The sequence below is a fragment of the Hylemonella sp. P2_B10 genome (assembly GCF_056404875.1).
This window is the reverse complement of sequence record NZ_JBFUDE010000004.1, coordinates 367,530-388,012: the sequence shown is the minus strand read 5'-3', so window position 1 is coordinate 388,012 and position 20,483 is coordinate 367,530. Positions and strand designations below refer to the sequence as shown.

Annotated in this window: 18 protein-coding genes; 8 read left to right on the top strand and 10 right to left on the bottom strand. The window is 67.3% G+C overall.

What is annotated here, in order from left to right:
* Positions 1 to 4 precede the first annotated feature (4 nt).
* On the top strand, positions 5 to 2,275 hold the full coding sequence (gene gspD, locus AC1DX2_RS19630; RefSeq protein WP_477198085.1) for a type II secretion system secretin GspD: 2,271 nt from the start codon (positions 5 to 7) through the stop codon (positions 2,273 to 2,275).
* Positions 2,276 to 2,283: 8 nt separating this feature from the next.
* Positions 2,284 to 3,672 carry a GspE/PulE family protein gene (locus AC1DX2_RS19625; protein WP_477198084.1) on the top strand — a complete coding sequence of 463 codons (1,389 nt, stop codon included), beginning with the start codon at positions 2,284 to 2,286 and terminating at the stop codon, positions 3,670 to 3,672.
* A gap of 22 nt (positions 3,673 to 3,694) precedes the next feature.
* On the opposite strand, the gene AC1DX2_RS19620 is transcribed toward AC1DX2_RS19625, so the two are convergent.
* Positions 3,695 to 4,192 carry a hypothetical protein gene (locus tag AC1DX2_RS19620; RefSeq protein WP_477198083.1) on the bottom strand — a complete coding sequence of 166 codons (498 nt, stop codon included), beginning with the start codon at positions 4,190 to 4,192 and terminating at the stop codon, positions 3,695 to 3,697.
* 103 nt (positions 4,193 to 4,295) lie between these two features.
* On the opposite strand from AC1DX2_RS19620, the gene AC1DX2_RS19615 reads away from it, so the two are divergent.
* On the top strand, positions 4,296 to 5,522 hold the full coding sequence (locus tag AC1DX2_RS19615; protein ID WP_477198082.1) for a type II secretion system F family protein: 1,227 nt from the start codon (positions 4,296 to 4,298) through the stop codon (positions 5,520 to 5,522).
* A 5-nt stretch (positions 5,523 to 5,527) separates the two neighbouring features.
* Entirely contained in the window at positions 5,528 to 6,424 is an 897-nt protein-coding gene (locus AC1DX2_RS19610; RefSeq protein ID WP_477198081.1) for a 5'-nucleotidase, read from the top strand.
* Positions 6,425 to 6,454: 30 nt separating this feature from the next.
* Here the strand turns inward: AC1DX2_RS19610 and queC are convergent, their stop codons facing one another.
* The 3 genes from queC to AC1DX2_RS19595 all read right to left on the bottom strand — a co-directional run bounded on the left by queC (position 6,455) and on the right by AC1DX2_RS19595 (position 9,946).
* Complete coding sequence (gene queC / locus AC1DX2_RS19605; protein ID WP_477198080.1) at positions 6,455 to 7,165, bottom strand: 7-cyano-7-deazaguanine synthase QueC; 711 nt, start codon at positions 7,163 to 7,165, stop codon at positions 6,455 to 6,457.
* Between the two features lie 67 nt (positions 7,166 to 7,232).
* The gene (locus tag AC1DX2_RS19600) at positions 7,233 to 7,724 is read right to left on the bottom strand and encodes a hypothetical protein (protein ID WP_477198079.1); all 492 of its coding nucleotides are present in this window, start codon (positions 7,722 to 7,724) and stop codon (positions 7,233 to 7,235) included.
* Positions 7,725 to 7,954: 230 nt separating this feature from the next.
* Positions 7,955 to 9,946, bottom strand: coding sequence for a site-specific recombinase (locus AC1DX2_RS19595; protein WP_477198078.1), 1,992 nt, complete (start codon positions 9,944 to 9,946; stop codon positions 7,955 to 7,957).
* A gap of 105 nt (positions 9,947 to 10,051) precedes the next feature.
* Here AC1DX2_RS19595 and AC1DX2_RS19590 point away from each other — a divergent pair, with 105 nt between their 5' ends.
* The 4 genes from AC1DX2_RS19590 to AC1DX2_RS19575 are packed head-to-tail and all read left to right on the top strand — an operon-like array spanning position 10,052 to position 12,985.
* A complete protein-coding gene (locus AC1DX2_RS19590; RefSeq protein ID WP_477198379.1) occupies positions 10,052 to 11,023 on the top strand; it encodes an MBL fold metallo-hydrolase in 972 nt (323 codons plus the stop codon).
* Positions 11,024 to 11,026: 3 nt separating this feature from the next.
* Positions 11,027 to 11,332 (top strand): YciI family protein, encoded by a 306-nt coding sequence (locus AC1DX2_RS19585; RefSeq protein ID WP_477198077.1) that lies wholly within the window; start codon positions 11,027 to 11,029, stop codon positions 11,330 to 11,332.
* Positions 11,329 to 12,561: a multidrug effflux MFS transporter gene (locus tag AC1DX2_RS19580; protein WP_477198076.1), complete on the top strand. Its 1,233-nt coding sequence runs from the start codon at positions 11,329 to 11,331 to the stop codon at positions 12,559 to 12,561. Before AC1DX2_RS19585 ends, AC1DX2_RS19580 begins: the two co-directional genes overlap by 4 nt.
* A 19-nt stretch (positions 12,562 to 12,580) precedes the next feature.
* Positions 12,581 to 12,985, top strand: a complete 405-nt coding sequence (locus tag AC1DX2_RS19575; RefSeq protein WP_477198075.1) for a VOC family protein — start codon at positions 12,581 to 12,583, stop codon at positions 12,983 to 12,985.
* A 320-nt stretch (positions 12,986 to 13,305) separates the two neighbouring features.
* On the opposite strand, the gene AC1DX2_RS19570 is transcribed toward AC1DX2_RS19575, so the two are convergent.
* The 6 genes from AC1DX2_RS19570 to AC1DX2_RS19545 form a co-directional block, all read right to left on the bottom strand.
* Positions 13,306 to 14,718: a DUF3999 family protein gene (locus AC1DX2_RS19570; protein WP_477198074.1), complete on the bottom strand. Its 1,413-nt coding sequence runs from the start codon at positions 14,716 to 14,718 to the stop codon at positions 13,306 to 13,308.
* Positions 14,715 to 17,651 (bottom strand): DUF2339 domain-containing protein, encoded by a 2,937-nt coding sequence (locus AC1DX2_RS19565; RefSeq protein WP_477198073.1) that lies wholly within the window; start codon positions 17,649 to 17,651, stop codon positions 14,715 to 14,717. Before AC1DX2_RS19565 ends, AC1DX2_RS19570 begins: the two co-directional genes overlap by 4 nt.
* 72 nt (positions 17,652 to 17,723) lie before the next feature.
* A complete protein-coding gene (locus tag AC1DX2_RS19560; protein ID WP_477198072.1) occupies positions 17,724 to 18,623 on the bottom strand; it encodes a class I SAM-dependent methyltransferase in 900 nt (299 codons plus the stop codon).
* Positions 18,624 to 18,713: 90 nt separating this feature from the next.
* On the bottom strand, positions 18,714 to 19,676 hold the full coding sequence (locus AC1DX2_RS19555) for an SRPBCC family protein (RefSeq protein WP_477198071.1): 963 nt from the start codon (positions 19,674 to 19,676) through the stop codon (positions 18,714 to 18,716).
* A gap of 4 nt (positions 19,677 to 19,680) precedes the next feature.
* Positions 19,681 to 20,034 (bottom strand): ArsR/SmtB family transcription factor, encoded by a 354-nt coding sequence (locus tag AC1DX2_RS19550; protein ID WP_477198070.1) that lies wholly within the window; start codon positions 20,032 to 20,034, stop codon positions 19,681 to 19,683.
* A complete protein-coding gene (locus AC1DX2_RS19545; RefSeq protein ID WP_477198069.1) occupies positions 20,034 to 20,471 on the bottom strand; it encodes a VOC family protein in 438 nt (145 codons plus the stop codon). The genes AC1DX2_RS19550 and AC1DX2_RS19545 overlap by 1 nt, the downstream gene beginning before the upstream one ends.
* Between the last annotated feature and the right edge of the window lie 12 nt (positions 20,472 to 20,483).

The following is a 20,483-nucleotide window of genomic DNA, read 5'->3' as shown; positions in this document are numbered from 1 at the left end:
CCGCATGAAACGTCCTGAACTTCACCGCCGCGCCCGCCGTGTTGCCATCACCCGGGGCCGTCCGGCCCTGCTGTCAGCGCTGTTGGCCATGGCTGCGGGCGCGGCACTGGCACAGGTGCCGCCACCTCCCGGCCCCGGCGTGCCGCCGTTTGCGGTGCCGCAGCCGCAGCCTGCGGCGGTTGCGCCGCCCGCCGCCTTGCCCGCCAACACCTCAACCGCACCCGCCCAGCCGGGCTCGGTACAGCCGGCCGGCCGCTCGGGCCGCTCCGGCGAACCGGTGACGGTGAACTTCCCCAACACCGACATCGAGCAGGCGGCGCGGCTGATGTCCGTCATCACCGGGCGCAATGTGGTGGTGGACCCGCGCGTCAAGGGCACCATCAGCCTGGTGCCGGACAAGCCGGTCACACCGGCCCAGGCCTACGAGCTGTTCCTGGCCACGCTGCGCCTGCAGGGCTTCACCGTGGTCACGGTGTCCGGCCTGGACAAGGTGGTGCCCGAGGCCGACGCCAAGCTGCAGGGCGGCTCGGTGACGGTGGAGAGCGCCGGCAGGAGCGCTGCCGGCGGGCAGATACAGACGCAGGTGTTCAAGCTCAGCCATGAGAACGCCAACAACCTGCTGACGGTGCTGCGCCCGCTGATCAGCCCGAACAACACCGTCAACGTCAACCCCGGCAACAACTCGCTGGTGATCACCGACTACGCCGACAACCTGCGCCGCCTGGGCCAGATCATCGCCGCGCTGGATGTCTCCAGCGCCACCGACGTCGAGGTGCTGCCGCTGAAGCACGCCATCGCCGCTGACATGGTGCTGCTGGTGACCCGCATGCTGGAGTCCGGCGGCGGCAGCGCTGCGCCCGGCCAGACTGACACCTCGTTCAAGACCACCGTGGTGGCCGAGCCGCGCAGCAACGCGCTGATCGTGCGCGCCGCCAATGGGGCCCGCCTGGCCACGGTGCGCGCGCTGGTGGACAAGCTGGACCAGCCGGCGCCGCCCAGCCCCAATGGCGCGGCCGGCAACATTTATGTGGTGCCGCTGAAGAACGCCGACGCCACCAAGCTGGCCGCCACGTTGCGCGCGGCGTTGTCGGGTGGCAGCAGCGCACCCTCGGCGGCCGTGGCCGCCACCGTCACGCCGCCCGGCGGCGCTGGGGCCGCCAGCTCGTTGGCCAGTGCGGCCAGCAGCATGCCGTCCACCGGCGGGCAGATCCAGGCCGACGTGTCGACCAACTCGCTGGTCATCACCGCGCCGGAGCCGCAGTACCGGCAGATCCGCGCCGTCATCGACCTGCTGGACAAGCGTCGCGCCCAGGTGCTGGTGGAAAGCTTGATCGTGGAGGTCAATGCCGACAAGGCGGCGCAGTTCGGCGTGCAGTGGCAGGGCGCGCTGGGGCAGAACGGCAATGCCAACATCGGCCTGCTGGGCACCAACTTCTCCACCGCCAACACCACCAACATCATCACCCAGGCGCTGACGGCTGCCGGCGCCGCCGGCACCAGCGCCGTCAAGCCGTCTGCCGGCGGCAACATCGGCATCTTCCACAACACCGGCGGCACCTATGTGCTGGGCCTGCTGGCCAACTTCCTGCAGACCAACGGCGACGGCAACGTGCTGTCCATGCCCACCTTGCTGACGGTGGACAACGAAGAGGCCAAGAGCGTGGTGGGCGAGAACGTGCCCTTCGTCACCGGCCAGTTCACCAACACCGGCGCCACCACCGGCACCGTCAACCCGTTCCAGACCATTGAGCGCAAGGACGTCGGCCTGACGTTGAAGGTCAAGCCGCAGATCAACGAGAACGGCACCGTCAAGCTGGTGGTGTTCCTGGAGACTTCGGCGGTCAAGGCCGGCACCGAGGCTGCCGCCACCGGCCCCACCACCAACAAGCGCTCGTTCGAGTCCACCGTGGTGGTGGACGACAGCACCATCGTCGTGCTGGGCGGCCTGATGCAGGACACCTATGCCGGCAACTCCGACAAGGTGCCGCTGCTGGGCGACATCCCGCTGCTGGGCAACCTGTTCAAGAGCGAGGCGCGTTCGCGCAACAAGACCAACCTGATGGTGTTCCTGCGCCCGGTGGTGCTGCGCGACGCACGTGACAACGAATCGGTGGCGCGCGAGCGCTACGAGCAGATGCGCGAATCACAAATGGCGCGCCAGCCGGAATCCAGCGTGATGATCCCCATCAACAGCGCGCCGGTGCTGCCGGTGTTGCCGGGCACGGTGCCCGCGGCGCCAGCCGGTTCCTCCGTACCCGCCCCCGTTCAGCGCTGAAGCCCGCCATGCGCTACCCCTTGCCCTATGCCTTTGCCCGCACCCACCAGCTGCTGCTGGAGGAGGAGGGCGGCGCCTACACGCTGAGCCTGCACGCCGCTTCGCATGCCGGTGGCATCAGCGAGGTGATGCGCAAGTACCCGGTGCGCCAGGTGCAGGCGCAGGCCGCCGACACACTGGTGCAGCGCATCAGCGCTGCCTACGCGCAGGGCGAATCGAACGCGGCGGCGGTGGTCAGCGAGGTGGAGAGCGACGCTGATCTGTCGCGCATGATGCAGGAGTTGCCGGCCATTGAGGATTTGCTGGAGACGTCCGACGACGCGCCCATCATCCGCATGCTCAACGCGCTGCTGACGCAGGCCGCGCGCGACGGCGCCAGCGACATCCACATCGAGCCGTATGAGCGCCATTCCAGCGTGCGTTTTCGCGTCGACGGCAACCTGCGCGAGGTGGTGCAGCCCAACCGGGCGCTGCACGCGGCGCTGATCTCGCGCTTGAAGATCATGGCCGAGCTGGACATTGCCGAGAAGCGCCTGCCGCAGGACGGCCGCATCAGCCTGCGCATAGGCACCCGCGCGGTGGACGTGCGCGTCAGCACCATCCCCAGCGCGCATGGTGAGCGCGCCGTGCTGCGCCTGCTGGACAAGAGCGAGAACCGCATCGACCTGGAAGCCGTGGGCATGCAGGGCGACGCGTTGCGCCGCTTTGAGCAGCTGATCGCGCAGCCGCACGGCATCGTGCTGGTCACCGGCCCCACCGGCTCGGGAAAGACCACCACGCTGTATGCCGCCCTGGGCCGGCTGGACGCCCGGCAGGGCAACATCATGACGGTGGAAGACCCGATCGAGTACGAGCTGCCCGGCGTCGGCCAGACCCAGGTCAACGCCAAGATCGATCTGACGTTTGCCAAGGCGTTGCGCGCCATCCTGCGCCAGGACCCGGACATCATCATGATCGGCGAAATCCGCGACCTGGAGACGGCGCAGATCGCCATCCAGGCGTCCCTCACCGGCCACCTGGTGCTGGCCACGCTGCACACCAACGACGCCGCCAGCGCCGTCACCCGCATGACCGACATGGGCATAGAGCCCTTCTTGCTGAGCTCGTCGCTGCTGGGCGTGGTGGCGCAGCGCCTGGTGCGCAAGGTGTGCACGCACTGCCAGGGCAAGGGCTGCGCGGTGTGCGCCCATACAGGCTACCAGGGCCGCACCGGCGTGTTCGAGTTGCTGACGGTGGACGATGCCATGCGCGCGCTGATCCACAACCGCGCGTCCGAAGCCGAGTTGCGCGCCAACGCGCTGGCCACCGGCATGACGCTGATGCGGGACGACGGTGAGCGGCTGGTGGCCAATGGCATCACCACGCGCGAGGAGCTGGTGCGCGTGACGCGCGACTGACCAGGGTTTTGCGCTCCGCCCCTCAGGGGGCGGCGATCACCGACACCTCGCGCACGTGGTCGCCGGTCAGGCCGGGAATGTACAGCTGCCAGGCGCGACCGGTCAGGTTGATCTTGGAGCCGGTCTTTTTCGCCTGCATGGTGCATTGGCCGAAGAAGCCATAGACGTTGGTCTTCAGCTCTATCTTCATGATGATGTCCATGGCGTTCCATTCTTCCGTCACGGCGGCGATCAGGCGCGCGTACTCGGTGCTGGACACACCCACGGTGGCGGCGAACTTCAGCACGTTCTCCAGGCCGACATCAAAGTTGCCCAAGGGCTCGACCGGGAACCACCAGGGCGACGCGGCGCCGTTGAAGATCAGCGTGCGGCCCTTGGTGTTGAACTTGTACAGCTGCAAGCCGGCCTTCAGCAGCTTTTTTTCTGCCTTGCAGCCCAGGTAGGCCTGGTTCACCTTGGCGGTCTCGGAAATGCTTTCCGGATGCACATTGGGCCAGCTGCGTTCCTCGTTCAAAGCCATGGTTGTCGCCTCGGGAAATGGGGTTGGGCCATGCTAGCAGCAAGGCCAGTGTTTGCAAAGCCGATGGCCCGGCATGACATACCCCAGCGGTTACCATTGGCCCATGCCCGCGTACTCTTTTGAAGCCCTGACCGCCGACGGTGCCACGCAAAAAGGCGTGATGGAGGCCGACACCGCCAAGTCCGCGCGCGGCATGCTGCGTGCCCAGGCCTTGGTGCCACTGAAAGTGGTGGCGGTGAACGCCGAAGGCGAGGGCGGCGGCCTGTCGCTGAACACGCCGGTGTTCAAGCGCCGTGTGTTCAACACCGCCGAGCTGGCCATCTGGACGCGCCAGCTGGCCGGCCTGGTGGGTTCCGGCCTGCCGCTGGAACGAGCGCTCACCGCCTTGACCGAGGACGCGCAGAACGAAGCCCAGCGCAACCTGGTGGCCAGCCTGCGCGCCGAAGTCAACGCCGGTGCCAGCTTCGCCAAGGCACTGGGGCAGCACCCGCGCGAGTTCACCGCCATCTTCGCCGCCGTAATCGGCGCCGGCGAGCAAAGCGGCAACCTGGGCCTGGTGCTGGAGCGGCTGGCCGACGACCTGGAGGAGCAACAGGCGCTGAAGGCCAAGCTGATAGGCGCCGCGTTGTACCCCGCCATCGTCACCCTGGTGGCCATTGCCATCGTGGGTTTTTTGGTCGGCTACGTGGTGCCGCAGATGGCCGCCGTGTTTGCCGGCAGCAAGCGCGCGCTGCCGCTGCTGACCGTGCTGCTGCTGGGATTGGGTGCGCTGGTGAAGAACTACGGCTGGCTGATGCTGCTGGTGCTGCTGGCCGCTGGCGTCACCTTTCGCCTGGCCTGGACGCGCGACGCCTTCCGCGACCGCTTTGATGCGCTGTTCCTGACCCTGCCGGTGTTGGGCAAGCTGGCCCGGGGCTACAACGCGGCCCGCTTCACCAGCACGCTGGCCATGCTGGCGGCCGCCGGTGTGCCAATATTGCGCGCCTTGCAGGCGGCGGCTGACACGCTGTCCAACCGCGCCATGCGCTACGACGCGCTGGACGCGCTGGTGCTGGTGCGCGAGGGCGCGCCGCTGGCCTCTGCGCTGGCGCAGAAGAAACGCTTTCCCGGTCTGGTCAGCATGTTTGCCCGCCTGGGCGAGCAGACTGGCCAACTGCCGCTGATGCTGCAGCGCGCCGCGCGCCAGCTCAGCAGTGAGGTGCAGCGCCGCGCCGTGCAACTGGCCACGGTGCTAGAGCCGCTGCTGATCGTGGTGATGGGGCTGGTGGTGATGATGATCGTGCTGGCTGTCTTGTTGCCCATCATCCAATTGAACGATTTGGCCCGGTAAACACCATGGCATTGACACTGGATGGCAAGCTGGTGGTCGCGATCTCGTCGCGCGCCTTGTTCGACTTCGAGGAAGAAAACCAGGTCTTCGAGCGCAGCGACGACCGCGCCTACATGGAACTGCAGCTGCAGCGGCTGGACATCCCCGCCAAGCCGGGCGTGGCCTTTTCGCTGGTGCAAAAGCTGTTGGCTTTCAACGACGAGGCCACGCGCCGGGTCGAGGTGGTGATTCTGTCGCGCAATGATCCGGTGTCGGGCATGCGGGTGTTCCGCTCGGCCAAGCACTACGGGCTGGACATCCAGCGCGGCAGCTTCACGCGCGGCCAGCCCCCATGGCGCTATCTGAAGCCGCTGCATGCCAACCTGTTCTTGTCGACACACCTGAGCGACGTGCGCGCGGCGCTGGACGCCGGCGTGCCCGCTGCCCAGGTCTACCCCCATTCGGCCCACGCCAGCGAGGCCAACCCCACCGAGGTGCGCATCGCCTTCGACGGCGACGCCGTGCTGTTCAGCGACGAGGCCGAGCGCGTGTACCAGGCCGAGGGCCTGCGCGCCTTTCAAAAACACGAGATCGAGCACGTGGCGCAGCCGCTGTTGGCCGGCCCGTTCAAGCCGCTGCTGGCGGCGCTGCACCGGCTGCAGCAAGAGGGCACGCCGCGCATGCGCATACGCACCGCGCTGGTGACGGCGCGCAGCGCGCCAGCGCATGAGCGCGCGATACGCACGCTGATGGACTGGAACATCGAAGTGGACGAGGCGATGTTCCTGGGTGGCCTGGCCAAGGGCGAGTTTCTGCGCGAGTTCGAGCCGGACTTTTTCTTTGACGACCAGACCGGGCACATCGAGTCGGCGGCGCAGCATGTGCCGTCGGGGCATGTGGCGAGCGGCATCTCCAACCCTTGATGCCGCAGCGGCATCGGCAACCGCAAACGTTCAGCGCGTCGCGCCCACTGACTCCCGGTACCGCTCAAACCCCCGCGCCCGCAACTCGCACGCCGGGCAGCTGCCGCATCCATAGCCCCAGGCATGCCGGTGCTCGCGGTCACCCAGGTAGCACGTGTGGGTGTGCTCCACGATCAGGTCCACCAGCGGCTGGCCGCCCAGGTCGTGGGCCATCTGCCAGGTCTGGGCCTTGTCTATCCACATCAGCGGCGTCTCGATCAGGAAGCGCTTGTCCATGCCCAGGGACAGCGCCAACTGCATGGCCTTCATGGTGTCGTCGCGGCAGTCGGGGTAGCCGGAAAAATCGGTTTCGCAGACACCGGTGACGATCACTTCCAGCCCACGCCGGTAGGCCAGGGCGGCGGCCAGTGTCAGGAACAGCAGGTTGCGGCCGGGCACGAAGGTGTTGGGCAGGCCGCTTTGCTCCATTTTGAAGGCGGTGTCGCGCGTCAGTGAGGTTTCGCTCACCTCGCCCAGCACGGCCAGATCCAGCAGGTGGTCTTCACCCAGCTTGGCGCCCCAGGCGGGGAATTGGCGGCGGATTTCGGTCAGCACCGACAGGCGGGACTGCAGTTCCACCACATGGCGCTGGCGGTAGTCGAAGGCGATGGTCTCCACCCGCTGGTAATGGGCCAAAGCCTTGGCCAGACAGGTGGTGGAATCTTGACCGCCGGAAAACAGGACGAGAGCGCTGGTGTGCATACAGCGCTAATGGTAGGGCAGATTGGAAGGAAAGCTGCTCGGCGGCGGTGCCGCCAAAGCCCAGGACTCAGATGTCCTCGGTCTTGGTGATCTTGGTCGGCGAGTAGGTGATGTTGGCCTTGGCCACGTCACCGGGCGACGTCACCGGGTTGGCGGCGTTCTGCGTCTGGGCCTGCAGCCGGTTTTCGGCCAGCGAGGCTTCCACCGCACTGCCGCTGGCGCGCCACATGCTTTGCAGGAACTCCAGCAGCATCTTGGAGATGGGCTCGGGCGGCGGCACTTCCTGCTTTTCCACCACCGGGCGGTGGATGGTCCAGTCTTTTTGCGCCGTGTTCGCCTCGGAGCCCTTTTGCGCCGGGTCGGACACGCTGGAATGGATGGCTTCGGCCGCTTTGGCGGCCATCGCCTTGCCGTCCTGGCTGATCTGGCTGACCACGCCGGGGCCGGAATTGACCGGGTTCACCGGTGCCACAGGTATCGTGGGCGCCGCCACCGCAGGCAGCGCCAAGTCTGCGCCGGAGGGGCGCACACTTGTTGTTGCGATGGACGGTAGTTGCATTTGTTCGACCTGCGGCAAAGATTCGGGTGGGTTTTTCCCGGTTACGTAGGTTTCATAACGGCAGATTTAGCGGGTAATTAAGGCTTTTTTTCAGGCCTAGCCCTGTTTTTTTCAAAATTTCGCGACTCAAATGTAGTCCCAAAGCCAAAAGACCGACAAATCAAGGCGCCTAGGACATTTTGTTGACCTGTTGCAGGTATTTCGGCCGTTTTTAACCAAACGGCCAAAATTCAGCCGCGTGGCCAAAAAAACTGCCGCCGGTTGTCGCGCCAGCGCTGGCGCAGCAGGCCGGCCAGGGCGCCGGTCTGGCTGAAACCGGCGCCGCGGGCGCGCAAGGCCAGCCACAGCGCCAGCGTGAAGCTGACGGTGAGGTTCACCATCCCCACCAGGCCGATGCCGGCCAGCGCCTTCAGCACCACCCAGCCGCTGACCGAGAAATCCAGCGCCACCAGCGCAAAGCCGAAGTTGGCCGAGGCGAAGGTGACATGGCGTATGTCCAGCGGCAGGCCAGTCAGCATGCCCACCAGGCCGGTGCAGCCTAGGCAGAAGCCGAAGAAGATGTTGCCAGCCAGTGCGCCCAGGTTGTCGTGCGCGTAGGCGGCAAAGCGCTGCTGGCGCGCTTCGCCCAGCCAGGCGCGCAGCCAGCGGGCATGCAGGATGCGCTCGCCCACGCGCTCATAGGCCGCCAGGTTGTCAAAGTAGCCCGACACCAGGCCGGCCATGAACAGCCACACCCCGGCGATGGCCGCATGGAACAGCGCCAGGCTGTCCACCGGCGAGATGTCTTGCAGCAGGTGCTGGGCCTTGGCCGCATCGATGAAAGGATGGCCCATGGCCCAGCCCAGCAGCGCAGCGATCAGCATCGCGGTGGGCAGGGCGATGCCCACATTGCCGGCAACGGCCGCCAACTGGGTGCGCAGCGTGTCCACCACCAGCGTGGCCAGCTTGTCCAGGTCGCGCGCGCTGCCCTTCAGGTCGCTCAAGGCTGCCGCCATGGTGGCCGCCGTCATGGCCGGCTGCTTGGTGGCGATGGTGAAGTGCAGCACGTAGATCAGCAGGAAGCCACCGGCGTAGTTCAGGCTGTACGCCAGCGCGAAGCCCAGCGGCGCCAGTGCCAGTTTTCCCAGGTACAGCTTGACCAGCGCCATGAAGCCGACGATGAAGCCGGCGCCGGCGGCGGCGCGCCACATGGCGAAGTACTCGTCGCGCGTGGTGGTGATGTAGTGCTCGCCGGTGCGGCTGGCGTTTTCGGTCACCCGCTGCGACAGCAGGGCGGTGCTGCGCTCCAGGTGCACGCGCACGCTCTGGCGCCTGCCCTCGCCGGAAATGGCCTCGTCCAGCAGTTCCAGCCACAGCGCCTGGCGCTCGGTATCGCCTTGCAGCAGTTGAACGATCAACTCCAACCGGCGCAGGCTTTGCGTCAGCCGGCGCAGCAGGTAAGCCAGCGGCAGGCTGGTGCCTATGCTCGCGGCGCGCCGCTCCACCCGCGCCATGGTGTCGCGGCACTGGGCCACCAGCACGCCCCAATGCGCGTGGCTGGCGGCATCGGGCCGGCCGCCTTGCATCAGCTGCGCGCGCCAGTCGGTGGACAGCTGGTGCACCTCGCGTGCCAATGCCAGGAAGGGCGAGTCGCGCTCTTCGATGCGCGGGTACACCCGCACCAGCTCCGGCTCCAGCCCCATGGCCGCGATGCGCGCGGCCAGGATGTCGACGGCGTCCAGCATCTGCGCGTGCATGTCGGCCAGCTCGGGCAGGGCAGGCTGCTGGGCGTCCACGCTCAGGGCCTGCAGCAGGCGGCGCTTCAGGTCGTCGTCCAGCGCGCTGAGCCAGAGGTGGTCGCCGTGCTTGTGGAACACCTCGCGCACGCAGTCCCGCAGATAGGCCTGGTCTGAGACCGGCGGCAGCACCTTGTGCACCAGGCGGCGCCACAGCTCGGTGAAAAAGCCCGTGTTGGGCAGGATGCCGCTGTCGCAGAAGAAGCTGGTCAGCTTGCGCTCGCGCAGCAGCGCCAGCAGGTGCGCGCGCAGGGCGTCGCGCAGCACGACATCCTGCTCCAGCGCATGGCACAGCTGGTTGACGCGGGCGTCGGCCATCAGGCGGTTGCCGGGGTGGTTGGGGCGTACGGTGTCCACCAGCGCTGTCAAGGCGGCCAGCGGCGGCAACTGGCCTTCGCGCAGCTGCGTCAATACGGGGGTCAGTGCATCCTGGGTCGAAAAAGGCATGGCGCCAAGTTACCACAGCGCCCTGTCACCGGATGTAAGCCACGACGCCAGCGCGGTGTGCCATGCCCGGCTACACTTTGTGCCCCAACCAGGAGAGCTCCCATGATGATGACAAAACGATTGCTGTCTCGCGCCGGCCTGTCGCTGGCCCTTGCCCTGTCTGCGGGTTTTGCCGCCGCGCCGGCCCTGGCCGCCGGCCCCATGCAGACCACGGCCGCACCGGGTTACTACCGCATGATGTTGGGTGACTTTGAAGTCACCGCGCTGTCCGACGGCACCTTGAGCCTGCCGGTGGACAAGCTGCTGACCAACACCACACCCGAGCAGGTGCAGGCCACGATGGCGCGCAACTTCCTGCCCATCCCCACCCAGACCTCGGTCAACGCCTTCCTGATCAACACCGGCACCAAGCTGGTGATGGTGGACGCCGGCTCGGGTGTCCTGAACGGCCCCACCGCCGGCCGTGTGCTGGCCAGCCTGAAGGCCTCGGGCTACCAGCCCGAGCAGGTGGACGAGATCTACATCAGCCACATGCACGGCGACCACGTCGGTGGCCTGATGGCGGACGGAAAGCTGGCCTACCCCAACGCCGTGGTGCGCGCCGAGCAGAAGGAAGCCGACTTCTGGCTCAGCCAGGCGGTGATGGACAAGGCGCCAGACCAGTTCAAGGGCGCCTTCCGCGGCGCCATGGCGTCGCTGAACCCGTATGTGCAGGCCGGCAAGTTCAAGCCCTTCAGCGGCGACACCGAGCTGGTGCCTGGCGTGCGTTCGTCGGTCACCCATGGCCACACGGCTGGCCACAGCGTGTACCTGGTGGAGAGCAAGGGCCAGAAGCTGGTGCTGTGGGGCGACCTGATGCACGTGGCGGTGGTGCAGTTCCCCACCCCGTCGGTGACCATTGCCTTTGACACCGACTCCAAGGTGGCCGCTGAGCAGCGTGCCAAGATCTTCGCCATGGTGGCCAAGGACGGCTACATTGCCGGTGCGGCGCACATCTCCTTCCCTGGCCTGGGCCGTCTGCGCGCTGAGGGCACCGGCTATGTGTGGGTGCCGGTCAATTACGCCCCGGTGAAGTAAGCCATGCAGGATGTGCGCTACGTGGTGGTGCACAGTCCCGGACCAAACTGGAAGCCGGGCGTGCCCGTCTTCGAGCATCCGGGGCTGGACCAGCACGTCGCGCACTTCCGTCAGCTGCTGGCCGATGGCCGGCTGCTGATGGGGGGCCCTTTCTTGGATGAAGCCAGCGGCGGCATGATGCTGCCGCAGCCAGGCCTGACGGAGGCCGAGATCACTGCCTTTGCCCTGGCCGACCCGGCCGTGCAGTTCGGCCTGCTGGCAGTGCAGGTGCGTCCCTGGCTGCTGGGCATGAAGGCAGCCGCCGGATGAACCCGGACGCCCACAAGGTCTGGCGCGCGCCCATGTGGGCGCTGTCGGTGCTGCTGGCCGTGTTGGGCATGTTGGGGCCGTTCTCCATAGACACCTACATCCCGGCCTTCTCCGGCATTGCCCGCTCGTTGGGGGCCTCGCCGGTGGAGATGCAGCAGACGCTGTCGGCCTACCTGTTCGGCTTTGCCTTCATGAGCCTGTTCCACGGCGCCATCTCGGACAGCCTGGGCCGTCGGCCGGTGGTGTTGTGGGGGCTGACGGCCTTCACGCTAGCCTCGGTGGGCTGCGCGCTGGCGCAGTCGGTGGGGCAGCTGATTTTCTTTCGCGCCATGCAGGGCCTGTCCACTGGCGCCGGCATCGTGGTGTCGCGCGCGGTGATACGCGACATGTTCCCGCCGTCGCAGGCGCAGAAGGTGATGAGCCAGGTCACCATCTATTTCGGTGTCGCGCCGGCCATCGCGCCCATCGTGGGTGGCTGGCTGTTCGTACACATGGGCTGGCACAGCATCTTCTGGTTCCTGGCCGGCGTGGGCGTGGTGTTGTGGCTCGCCAACTACCGTTTCCTGCCCGAGACGCTGCATGTGGACCAGCGGCAGGAGTTCAGCGTGCGCAACCTGCTGGCCGGCTATTGGGCGCTGGGGCGCAACCCGCGCTTCGTGCTGCTGGCGTTGGCCAGCGGCATCCCGTTCAACGGCATGTTCTTGTATGTGCTGTCGGCGCCGGTGTTCCTGGGTGAGCTGCTGGGGCTGGAACCCACGCAGTTCTTCTGGTTCTTTGTGCTGACCATCAGCGGCATCATGAGCGGCGCCTGGATCAGCGGCCGCAAGGCCGGCCTGTTGACGCCCAAGCGCCAGATACGCGACGGCTTCGTCATCATGCTGCTGGTGGCGCTGGCCAACCTGGTGGCCAATGTGCTGTTTGCCGCGCACGTGTGGTGGGCACTGTTCCCCATCGCCATCTTCGCCTTTGGCTGGGCCATGATGGTGCCGGTGGTGACGCTGCTGGTACTGGACCTGTACCCCGAGCGGCGCGGCATGGCCTCTTCCTTGCAAGCCTTCGTGGCCTCCACCGCCAACGGCATCGTGGCCGGCGTGGTGGCGCCGCTGGTGATGCACTCCACCGTGGCGCTGGCCGCCACCTCGTTGCTGATGATGTTCATCGGCCTGTTCGCCTGGCTGTACGTGCACAAGCGCTGGCCGGACATTGGCGCCACCATTGGCCACCATTGAGGCCGCTTTTGATTTCCGCATGACACAACAGACCATCACCGCCGTCTCGCTGCTGGTGCGTGACTACGACGAGGCCATCGCCTGGTACACCGGCGCCTTGGGCTTCACGCTGCTGGAAGACACCGCCTTGGGCAACAGCGGTCAGCGCTGGGTGCGGGTGGCGCCGCCCGGTTCGCAGGGCACCGCCATCCTGCTGGCCAAGGCCAAGGGTGATGCGCAGACGGCGCGTGTGGGTGACCAGACCGGTGGCCGCGTGGGCCTGTTCCTGCAGACCGATGACTTCTGGCGCGACCATGCGGCCATGCGTGAGCGCGGCGTGCAGTTTCTCGGAGAGCCGCGTGTGGAATCCTATGCTACCGTTGCCGTGTTTGCCGACCTGTATGGCAACAAGTGGGACTTGTTGCAGCCTGCTGCCACGTCCTAGTTGTTGTCGGTTGCCGACGCAGGACTGGTTGGCTTGTTTGCTGCCGACGCCGCTGGTGCGCGTGGCTACGCGAATGTCCCCCGGGCCTGCGGCCCTCCTCCTTGATTTCGCTCCGCCACACGCCCCAGCGACATCGGGTCACTTGGCGCACGCCACGCCAGAAAGCCTGAACGCCAGCCACGTTCGCAGGATCAGGTCGATGCGGCATTCGGCGCAGCGGCATCAAGGAGGAGGGCCGCAGGCCCGGGGGGACAGCCGCGGAGCCGAGTGCCGTGTCGGCCTGGTCCTTCCCAAACTGGTTCGCGTGAAGGGCTTGCGGGCTATTGATTCCCAGGGGTCGACTTGAGTTGCTTCAGCAGGCTGAAGGCCACGGCGCCCAGCACCAGCACGCCCACCAGCAGCACGCCCCACAGTATCGTGCCGCGTGACATCCACCCACTTGACGATACTCCGGTGCCTGCGGGGTTGACCGGCAACACACTGGCAATACTGGCTGGCGCCACGTTGTCCAGCTTGCCGCCCACGGTGGCGGTCAGCATGGCCAGCGGCACGCCGGCGACCGGTGTGTTGGCCCGGCCCACCGCCAGTTCGAACGGGCCACTGCCTGAGGCCAGGAACACCGCTTGCGCCGGGTGGAATTCGGCGCTGACCTGCAGACCGTTGGCGGGCAGTTCCATGCCATTTGTGGCTTCGACCCGCAGCCAGCGCACCTGGCTGTAGTTCAAGAGGATGGCCGGGCTGACCGCCTGCGCGCTGCCTTCGGCGCCCAGCCGGTAGACCACGCCCTGGCCCAATTGCCGCCAGGGTGTGGCGGCGTCGTTGCGGCCCAGCACGCGTACCGGCACCAGTGTGTTGGCGCGGGTGGTGCTGATGGCCAGCGCGGCGATGGGTGTGGCGAAGTCCAGCGACCACTCCAGCGCGGTCTTGCCTTGGGCGGTGGCGTTGGCCAAGGGCAGGCTGGGGCGGGTCAGGCGCGGTGTGTCCTGGGCCACCTGGCCGGCCAGGCTGGTGATGCGCACGCCGTCATAGCCCTCCCAGTCCAGCCGCAGGTAGCGGCCTTCCAGGCTCAGTGGCTGCTCCAGTTCCAGCGTGGTGTTGGCCGGCGCACCGTCGCCGTCGAAGCGGTACAGGCGGCCGCGCAGCGCCACCGGCTGCCACTGCGCCAAGTCAGTGCTCGCGGAGGCCGTCACCTGCACCGGCACATTGGCCGGCAGCTCGGCCTGCACCACCAGCGCGGTGATGAGTTGCTTCTCCTCGCGGGTGGTGAACAGCGCGGATTTCAGCGCGTTGTTGTTGCCCGCCGTGGTGGTGGTGTCATTCAATTGCACCCACACTGCCGGTGCGTTGCCGGTGGCCACGCGCACCTGCACGGCGCCCTTGGGCAGTGGCTTGCCTTGCTGGGCGGCTTGCAGCGGATAGGACTTGTAGCTGGGCGTCAGCACCGGCGCCAACTGCGCCGGGCTGGCGTTCAGCGCGCCCAGGTGGAAGGCCACCGCTTCGCCATCGGCGTTGAACACGCGCACATCCCGGCCATCGGCCGTTTGCAACCGGCCCAGGGCTTCGGCCGGCAGCGTGACACGGGCCAAGCTGGCGCCAGCGGGCAGTGACAGCGTGGCGCGCCAGGCGAACTCCTCGCGCTTGGGCGCGTCGGCGGCCTGTGCCAGGGTGCAGGTCAACAGCAGCGCGGCCCAGGTGACCAAGCTGGCCAGCGTGCGCAGGCGGGGGTGGCTCATGGCTGCTTTCCATCGGTTGCGGGCGCGGGCGTATCGGGGAGGGTGTCGGGCAAGGGGGTGTCTTGAGCCAGCGCCTTGGCCGCTGGCGGCATGGGCGCGAAGTAGCCCACCACCAGCATCAGCACACCGACGGCAATGAAGACCACGATGCGCTCGCCGCCGCCCCGGTTGGACAGGTCGATCAGCAGCAGCTTCAGCACCGTGGCGCCCAGCAGGCCGGCGCCCAGCATCCACAGGCCGCGCTGCATCCGGCGGTGCGCCAGCACCATCAGGCCCAGCGCCAGCAGTGTCCACAGGATGGAGTAGCCGGCCTGCACCAGGAAGGAATCGAACAACTGGTCTGCGGCCCACGGTACGCCGGCCAGGTGGTGCGCCACCCGCAGCCACACCGAATTGATGGCGATGAAGGAGATGGCGGCCAGTGGCACGAAGGCCTTGGTGCCGTGCACCCAGGCCGGCAGCGCCATGTTGCTGGCGCGCACCCGTTGCAGCCACTGGGCGCAGGCCACCAACCCCAGGGCCACGGTGAGGTCGGTGGGGTTCAGCAGCGGCACATAGGGCAGGGGGCGGGCGTTGCCGTCCGAATGCACCGCCACCACCAGGCAGCCCAGCCCGACGACCACAGCCAGCGGAAAGGCGGCCGTCCACAGGTAGGCACGGGCGAAGGGGTTCACCGGCCAGCGCGCGGTGCCTTCATGGTCTGCAGTGGGGTACCACTTGCGGCGCGACAGCAGCAGCAGCACCGCAATGCCCGACACCAGCAAGATCACCGAGGCCCACGCGGTGTGCCACAGCTCGGCCCGGCCGACGGCGAACACCAGCAGGTTGCCGCTCAGCAGCACCAGCAGCCACACGCCGCCGGCATGCACCCAGGGCCACCAGCGCTGCGGCAGCCCGGCATCCAGCTTGCTCAGCAGCAGGCCATGCAGCAGCAAGGCAATGGGCCAGCACAGCCAGCCGCCTTGCTCGAACACATGGCGCAGGGCGTCCATGCCCATCAGTGCGGCGACCAGCATCAATGGCAGGTTGAACCAGGCGGGTGTGGCGGCTATGGGCCACGGCCGCGCGCGTTGTGGCGCGGCCAGCAGGTGGTAGGCGGCGAAGGCGCTGCCCAGCCAGGCCAGCAGCGTCAGGTGCAGCCGCAGTGCGCCTTCCACCACATGGTGCGGTGCGCCTTCGCCGTCCAGTGGCGCGCGGGTGATCTCCTGGCCCAGCGCCAGTTGCCACCACAGGAAGGCGACCCAGAACAACAGCGGCGACAGCTGCTGCTCCAGCAGCTTGAAGCCTTGCGGTGCCGCGTCGCCTTCAACCTGTGCGGCCGGTCGCGACCAGCGCGCGATGGCCAGCGCTGAGCCGGCCAGCAGCAGCGCGCCCAGGAACGCTGGGTTGGCGAAGGGCAAGGGTGCGTCAGGCCCCCGGCCCAGATCGCCCAGGTAGGCGATGGCGGCAATGCCTTGCAGCGCCAGGCCGGCCAGGCGCGCCAGCGTGCGGTCTTGCCGGCGGCCCATCCAGTACACGCCGGCGCCCTCGGCGGCCCACACCGCGGACGTCCAGCGCGCGTCCAGCGCCAGCGGCACCGCCAGCGTGATGAAGCCCAGGCCCAGCGCCAGGAAGCACTCGGCCAGCCAGCGCGCCACCTCGGGCTGTGCGCTGCTGCGCTTGATCAGCCAGCTGGCCAGCAGCAGGTACAAGCCGCCCAACGCCAATGCGGAGAAAGCGCCGGCATAGGGCATGTCGCGCACCAGACCCATCTGCAGGCCAAAGGCCACCAGCGGTGTGCCGAAGATCAGCGTGGCGTCTACCGCCTGTTTGGCCGCCAGCGAATGGCGCAGGGCGTACAGCAGGCTGGCCACCAGGTAGACGGCGAAGAAGGCGATCAGAAAGGGCTCGGTGCTGGCGAAGGCCTCGGGCTGGTACTTCAGCACGCCCCACAGCGTGGCGACGCCGAAGGTGGCGAAGAAGCCCAACAGGTTCAGCGCCCGCCAGGCGCGCAGCCAGGCGATGGCCGCAATCGCCACGCCCAGCAGCAGGTAGTAGCTGAACAGGCCGGTGGCGTTGTCCGACCCGGTGCTGACCAACAGCGGTGCGGCGAAGGCACCGGCAAAGCCGATGAATGCCATGGGCATGGCGTTTTGCGCCAGCGCGATGACGGTGGAAAACGCGCACACCAGCGCCAGCATCGCGAAGGCCGCCGTGGGTGGCAGGAACTGGTACAGCCGGAAGGCGGCAAATACCGTCAGGTACAGCACCGCCACGCCAGCGCCTTGCAGCGTCAGCGCAAAAGCCAGCTTGTCGGCGCCCTTGCGACGCAGCCGCACGCCAGCGACGAACAATGCAATGCCTGCTGCCGCGATGCCGGCCAGGCGCAGCTCGGGCGGCAGCAGCGCGTTGTCGACCGCGTACTTGGCCAGGAAGGCCAGGCCCACGAACAGGATCAGCACGCCCATGCGCACGATGGTGTTGCCGCCGAACAGCCAGTTGCGGACGCGCTGCACCAGGGCGGTGACGGGGTCGGGGCCGGCGGGCAGTGGCTCCTGCAGGATGGTTTGTGCGGGTGCCAGGGTTGGTGGCTCCGCCGCGCTTTCGCTGGCCACGGTTTGGTTGATCAAGGGGGCGGTTGCTGCGCTTTCCGCGTTGACCGCCATGGCTGGCGCCGGTGACGCTGGCGAGGCGTCTTCGGCCGTCGCCGCATGTGTTGCCGCTGTTGGCACTGTCGCTGCAGCGGCAGCCGCAGCGGCTGCGACGGCTGTGGTGGTACCAGCTTGCGCTGCCCACTTCGCCTGCTGCGTCCTGACCTCGCGGCGCACGGCGGCGCGCAGCGTCCACCCAGCGAGGGCGCCCACGATCGCGCCCAGGATGGCACCGACCTCGCCGCCGCCGTCAGGCCATAGGCTGCCGAGTATCAGCCCCCAGATCACACCCCAGATCACCATGGTTGTACCCCCTGGTTGTCGGGCGAGTCTAACCCGGACCGTGGAGGCTCACGGCGTTGATGGCAGTCGGTCTTATGCGGCGATGCCGCCGGCATCGTTTGCTTGTACTGCGTCTGTGGGTTGCTCCGGTGGCGGTTCCGGTGGCGGTGCGGGCCGCATGCGCATGGCTTGCAGCTCTTCGATGGCCTGCCGGGCCAGTTCCAGCCTGTCCACCGGACAGCCCGGCGCGTCGGTGGACAAGGCAATGAAGAACTCCATGCCCTGGCCTTCATGGAACGCCTGCTCACGCAGGGTCATGGCGTCAATCTGCGCCAGGTCGTTGACGATCAGCCGAAAGCTCGATGGCGTGAACTGCCAGCCGTGGATGTCCACGTAGTCACCGCTTTGCAAGTAGTGCTGCAGGAATTTTTTGGCATCTTCCAGCGGACGGAAGTAGGCCAGTTCGCCGCCGGTCTGGGGCCCCCAGGCGATGGCGCCTTCGCGCGTGCAGTTGTAGGCGATTTCGTCGAACACCTGGCCGGGCGAGTGGCGGCGGCGCTTGTCCAGGTGCGCCTGCAATATCTGGCCGGTGCTGGCGCAGGGGCGTAGGCAGTCAAACGAAAAGCGCTTGTCCGGCACGGCCAGCACCAGCCGGCCCGACGGCTTGAGCAATGCCTGGCAGTCCTTCAGGAAGCCCAGCAGGTCGGTGGTGTGCTCGATCACGTGCGAGGCCACGATGTAGTCGAAGTGCCCCGGCTTGCCCACCAGCGCCAGGATGGAGCCGCCATCGGACACGTGGTCCACCTCTTCGATCAGCGTCAGGTCCACGCTGGCGTTCTTGTATTTGTCGCGCAGCGCCTCGGCGCTCTGGTGGTCCAGCGTTTCCACCTGGTAGCCCTCGCGTTTGGGCAGTAGCGGGTTGAAGCCGGGGCCGATTTCCAGCCCCAGGCCCTGGGTGTCGAACATCGACAACAGTAATTCTTTGCGGTCCATGAGGTTCCCTGCGGCGCGTGCGCCGGATGCAGGGACGATACCGCAAAATGTGTGCCCGTCCGCCTGACCGCTCTGGCGGTGGGGTGTTGTTCAGCCCTGGGTGGCCAGGAAGGCCTGCAGCCGGTCCAGTGTCTGGTTGCCGCCTTCGATGGCGTGGTATTTCTCCACCACGTGCTTGCGTGCGGCGACGCTGGGGAACAGGCTGCGCAGGGTCAGCTGCGTCTTGTTGCCCTCGGCGGCTTCAAAGCTGACGGTGACGTGGAAGATGTGGGCGTCCGGGCCGGTCTTGCCGTCGCCATGCATGTACACCAGCCGCTCGGGCTTTTGCACCTGCAGGTAGTGCACCACGTTGGGGTAGTCGGTGCCGTCCGGACCGTGCATGGTGAAGCGCCACACGCCGCCGGGGCGCACGTCCCTGTCCTTCGTCGTGGTGGTGAAGCCGGTCGGCCCCCACCACTTGCCCACATGCTCAGGGTCGGTCCAGGCGGCATACACCAGCTCACGCGGCGCGTTCATCAGCCGGGTGATGATGATCTCGCGCTGGTCCACGTCCGGCCCCACCGGCGGCACGCCGTAGACCGACGAGGTCAACTGGTCCATCAGGTAGTTGGTGCCGTGCTCGCGCATGGGCGGGTCCTTGTCGTCGAAGTAGGCGCCCTGCTCGGTCAGCACCAGTTGCGTGCCGTCGGCGCCGTCAGACTGGAACTCGATGGTGGCCAGCGACACCGACAGCTTGGTCTCGCCCACGAACATGTCGTAGCTGTAGACGATGCGCTGGTTGGTGATGATGTCGTGGTAGATGGCCTGGAAGTCCGAGCTGGAATGGTTGCTGCCCACGGCCCATTGGCCGATGACCCGCTCGCGCCCGCCGACGCGGAAATCCATCTCGCGCAGCTTCTGCGTCCAGCCACCGCCACCGGCAAACCAGCGTGATTTGGCCTCGGGGCTGGCCCAGGCGGCGAACACGGTGGCGGGGGCGAATGGCAGGTGGCGGCGCACGGTGAAGATGTTGTGCACCACGGCCTTGGCCGGGTTCAGGGTGGTGGGGGTCATGGTGTTACTCCTTCGGCGTTGCTTGCTTGCTTTGCAGTTCGTGCAGATAGTCCTCCAGCCGGTCCAGGTTCTGTTCCCAGAAGCGGCGGTAGGGCTCCACGTAGTCGGCCACCTCTTGCATGGGCTTGGCGGCCAGGCGGCAGGGCCGCCACTGGGCCTGGCGGCCCTGGGTGATCAAGCCGGCGCGCTGCAGCACCTTCAGGTGCTTGCTCACGGCCGGTGCACTGATCTGGAACGGCTTGGCCAGATCGGCCACCGAGCTTTCACCGTGGCTCAGCCGGGCCAGGATGGCGCGTCGGGTGGGATCGGCCAGGGCGGCGAAGGTGGCGCTGAGGGTATCGGTGGGTGCGGTGTTCATCAGGTCTTGCTGGTGCAGTTGAACATCCATTGGATGCCAAAGCGGTCCGTCAGGCTGCCGAAGTAGTCACCCCAGAACATGTCCTGCAGCGGCGTGTCCACCTTGCCGCCCTCCGACAACGCCTTGAACAGCCGCTCGGTGTCGGCGCGGTTGTCCGGATCCAGGCTGATGTGCATGTTGTTGCCGGCGTTCGGGGTGAAGCCCATGGACTCGGGCGTGTCCGTGCCCATCAGCATGTGGCCACCCAAAATGGGCAGCGCTACGTGCATCACCAACTGTTTTTCGGGTTCGGGCAGGGGCGGCTGGCCGGGTTGGGCCGGCACGTCGCCAAAGCGCACGATGGGGCGGCTGAATTCGCTGGCGAACACGGTCTTGTAAAACAGGAAGGCCTGTTCGGTGGCGCGGGGGAAGTTGAGGTAGGTGTTGACACGGGCCATGACGGCTCTCCC

What these genes read in the sequence shown, in the direction of transcription:
- gspD (WP_477198085.1), top strand. Translation starts at nt 5, where the DNA reads ATGAAACGTCCTGAACTTCACCGCCGCGCCCGCCGTGTTGCCATCACC.
- AC1DX2_RS19625 (WP_477198084.1), top strand. Translation starts at nt 2,284, where the DNA reads ATGCGCTACCCCTTGCCCTATGCCTTTGCCCGCACCCACCAGCTGCTG.
- AC1DX2_RS19620 (WP_477198083.1), bottom strand. Translation starts at nt 4,192, where the DNA reads ATGGCTTTGAACGAGGAACGCAGCTGGCCCAATGTGCATCCGGAAAGC.
- AC1DX2_RS19615 (WP_477198082.1), top strand. Translation starts at nt 4,296, where the DNA reads ATGCCCGCGTACTCTTTTGAAGCCCTGACCGCCGACGGTGCCACGCAA.
- AC1DX2_RS19610 (WP_477198081.1), top strand. Translation starts at nt 5,528, where the DNA reads ATGGCATTGACACTGGATGGCAAGCTGGTGGTCGCGATCTCGTCGCGC.
- queC (WP_477198080.1), bottom strand. Translation starts at nt 7,165, where the DNA reads ATGCACACCAGCGCTCTCGTCCTGTTTTCCGGCGGTCAAGATTCCACC.
- AC1DX2_RS19600 (WP_477198079.1), bottom strand. Translation starts at nt 7,724, where the DNA reads ATGCAACTACCGTCCATCGCAACAACAAGTGTGCGCCCCTCCGGCGCA.
- AC1DX2_RS19595 (WP_477198078.1), bottom strand. Translation starts at nt 9,946, where the DNA reads ATGCCTTTTTCGACCCAGGATGCACTGACCCCCGTATTGACGCAGCTG.
- AC1DX2_RS19590 (WP_477198379.1), top strand. Translation starts at nt 10,052, where the DNA reads ATGATGACAAAACGATTGCTGTCTCGCGCCGGCCTGTCGCTGGCCCTT.
- AC1DX2_RS19585 (WP_477198077.1), top strand. Translation starts at nt 11,027, where the DNA reads ATGCAGGATGTGCGCTACGTGGTGGTGCACAGTCCCGGACCAAACTGG.
- AC1DX2_RS19580 (WP_477198076.1), top strand. Translation starts at nt 11,329, where the DNA reads ATGAACCCGGACGCCCACAAGGTCTGGCGCGCGCCCATGTGGGCGCTG.
- AC1DX2_RS19575 (WP_477198075.1), top strand. Translation starts at nt 12,581, where the DNA reads ATGACACAACAGACCATCACCGCCGTCTCGCTGCTGGTGCGTGACTAC.
- AC1DX2_RS19570 (WP_477198074.1), bottom strand. Translation starts at nt 14,718, where the DNA reads ATGAGCCACCCCCGCCTGCGCACGCTGGCCAGCTTGGTCACCTGGGCC.
- AC1DX2_RS19565 (WP_477198073.1), bottom strand. Translation starts at nt 17,651, where the DNA reads ATGGTGATCTGGGGTGTGATCTGGGGGCTGATACTCGGCAGCCTATGG.
- AC1DX2_RS19560 (WP_477198072.1), bottom strand. Translation starts at nt 18,623, where the DNA reads ATGGACCGCAAAGAATTACTGTTGTCGATGTTCGACACCCAGGGCCTG.
- AC1DX2_RS19555 (WP_477198071.1), bottom strand. Translation starts at nt 19,676, where the DNA reads ATGACCCCCACCACCCTGAACCCGGCCAAGGCCGTGGTGCACAACATC.
- AC1DX2_RS19550 (WP_477198070.1), bottom strand. Translation starts at nt 20,034, where the DNA reads ATGAACACCGCACCCACCGATACCCTCAGCGCCACCTTCGCCGCCCTG.
- AC1DX2_RS19545 (WP_477198069.1), bottom strand. Translation starts at nt 20,471, where the DNA reads ATGGCCCGTGTCAACACCTACCTCAACTTCCCCCGCGCCACCGAACAG.